The sequence below is a fragment of the Chromobacterium aquaticum genome (assembly GCF_021129195.1).
Classification (GTDB): domain Bacteria; phylum Pseudomonadota; class Gammaproteobacteria; order Burkholderiales; family Chromobacteriaceae; genus Chromobacterium; species Chromobacterium aquaticum.
Map to the genome: position 1 here is coordinate 1 of NZ_JAJOHW010000275.1, position 2,397 is coordinate 2,397.

Below are 2,397 nucleotides of genomic sequence, written 5' to 3' on the forward strand. Positions count from 1 at the left end.
CGCTCAGGCCGGCCGGCTCGCCGTGCGCGCCACCCACCGGCCATGGCGCGAAAATCGCCAGCCCGTGCGCGGCTAGGGAAAACGACAGGCCCAGCAAGATGCGGTCGCCATTGGACAGGCCGCGCCAGCGCGTCCCCCAGCCCGGCCGCGCGCTCACCGCCGCGCTCCAGTCGCGACAACGGCCTGCCGCGCCGCCACGAAGGCGTCGGGACAGGCCGCGGGCGTCGCGCGGGGCGCGGCAGGCTTATTTGGCCTTGAGCAGCTTCTCGATGTCTTCGGCATCGATCGCGCCCGGCACCAGCTGGCCATTGGCGAAGATCAGGCCCGGCGTGCCGGTGATGCCCAGTTTCTCGCCCAACTGCTGAATCTTCTCCAACGGAGTGTCGCAATTGTCCGGACCGGTCAGCGGCTTGCCGTCGCGCATGAAGCCGGACCAGGCCGCCACTTTGTCGGGCGAGCACCAGATCTGCTTGGACTTGCGCATCGCGTCCGGATGCAGCTGGGTCAGCGGATAGAGGAAGGTGTAGATGGTCACGTTGTCCAGGTTCTTCAGACCCTCGCGTTCCAGCTTCTTGCAGAACGGGCAGTCCGGATCGGAGAACACCGCCAGCTTGCGCTCGCCCTTGCCGCGCACTTCCTTCAGCGCGTATTCGAATGGCAGCGACTTGAAGTCCACCTTGTTCAGCTCGGCCAGTTTCTTCTCGGTCAGGCTTTCCTTCTTCACCGCGTCGATCAGGTCGCCGACAAACAGATAGCTGGCGTCGGCATTGGTGTACACCACCTGCTTATTGTCCACCACCACCTCGAAAATCCCTTTCACCGGGGAGGCGCTCACCGCCTTGACCGGCTTGCCGGGGAAACGGCCTTCAAACGCCTTTTTCACATCGCCGACGTTGCCGCTGCCGGCGGCCTGCGAGCAAGCGGCCAGCGCCATCATCAGGGAGGCGCCCAGCGCCAGGGACTTCAAGTTTTTCTTCATCAATCTTTATCCTTGGAAAGGAGGTTCAATAACCAATCGCCTGGCGAGCGAATTGCCGCTTCAAAGGCTTCAGGCAATTGGTCAGGTTCAGTCCGGCATTGCGCAGCCAGGGCAAGCCCGGCGCCTTGGCCTGGAACAGCTGGAACAGTCCATCGCAACCCAGCTGCATGGTTTTCACCGCTTCGCGCCGCTGGCGCTCATAACGGCGCAGCAGCATCCAGTCTCCGGCGTCGCGCTCGCCGGCCAGCAAGGCCGCCAATTGCTCAGCGTCCTGAAAACCCAGGTTCACCCCCTGGCCGGCCAGGGGGTGCACGGTGTGAGCGGCATCGCCCACCAGGGCCACGCGCTCGGCCACCACTCGCTGCGGCTGGATCAAGCGCAGCGGAAACGCCGCGGCGGCAGTAATGGTAGCCAATTTTCCCAGCGCTTGTCCTCCGGCCGCGGCCACCGTCTCCGCCAGCGCTGCCGGCGACAGTTGCAGCAAATGCTCGGGATCAGAGCTTGACCACACCATGGAAATTCGGTTCCCGGCCATCGGCAGCCAGGCCAGGATGTCGCCGCCGAGAAACCATTGCCGCGCCACGCCGCCGTGCGGGCGCTCGCAGTCGAAATTGGCCACCACCCCGCTCTGGCGGTAAGGCTTGACGCTGGCGTCCAGGCCGGCCTGCTCGCGCACCCAGGAGTTGGCGCCGTCGGCGCCGACCAGCAAGGCGGCGCTCAGCCGGCGGCCGTCCTCCAATTCCAGCTCGGCGCCCAGCGCGTCGGCGCGCAGCGTCTGCGGCAAGACCCCGGTCAGGCAATCGACGCCGGACGCCGCCAGCCGCCGCCACAAGGCGGCCAGCAGCCAGCGGTTCTCGGCGATCCAGGCCAGCGCCGGCTCGCCTGCGTCGCTGGCGGCGAACTCGATGCGGCCGCCCGCGTCGCCGCGCACATCCATCGCCTCAATCGCGCCCAGGCGCTCGGCGCCGGGCCAGGCGTCCAGGCTCTCGAGGAAACGGCGGTTGGCCGGGCTCACCGCGTAAATGCGCGCGTCCCAGCCCTGCTCCAGGCCCTCCAGCCGCGGCGGCCGTCCTTCTAGCAGGGCCACGCTCTTGCCGGCGCGCTCCAGCGCCAATGCCAGGCTGGCGCCCACCAGGCCGCCGCCGACGACGATCACATCGTATTGCAATGCTTTCACGCTCGCTCTCCCATCAGACGCCGAACACCAGATGGCTGGCGAATTTGCGCCGCAGCGGCGGCAGCGCGTCCAGCGCGCTGAGGCCGACGCTGCGCATCGCGCTGACCACCGGATGGTGGCCGTCGAACAATTTGATCAAGCCATGGGTGAAGCCCACCACCGCGTGGCTGTCCACCCGCCGCGACGCCGCATAGGCCGCCAGCGCGGCGGCGTCGCCGGGGTCGGTGACGCCGGCCAGCGC

2 protein-coding genes and 1 pseudogene are annotated in these 2,397 nt (G+C 67.7%); all 3 read right to left on the minus strand.

What is annotated here, in order from left to right:
- Positions 1 to 244: 244 nt before the first annotated feature.
- The gene (locus LQT98_RS23760; protein WP_048407802.1) at positions 245 to 979 is read right to left on the minus strand and encodes a DsbC family protein; all 735 of its coding nucleotides are present in this window, start codon (positions 977 to 979) and stop codon (positions 245 to 247) included.
- 25 nt (positions 980 to 1,004) lie between these two features.
- Positions 1,005 to 2,156, minus strand: a complete 1,152-nt coding sequence (locus tag LQT98_RS23765) for a UbiH/UbiF family hydroxylase (protein ID WP_231465724.1) — start codon at positions 2,154 to 2,156, stop codon at positions 1,005 to 1,007.
- Between the two features lie 13 nt (positions 2,157 to 2,169).
- Positions 2,170 to 2,397, minus strand: a pseudogene (locus LQT98_RS23770) (2-octaprenyl-6-methoxyphenyl hydroxylase); the annotation flags it as partial.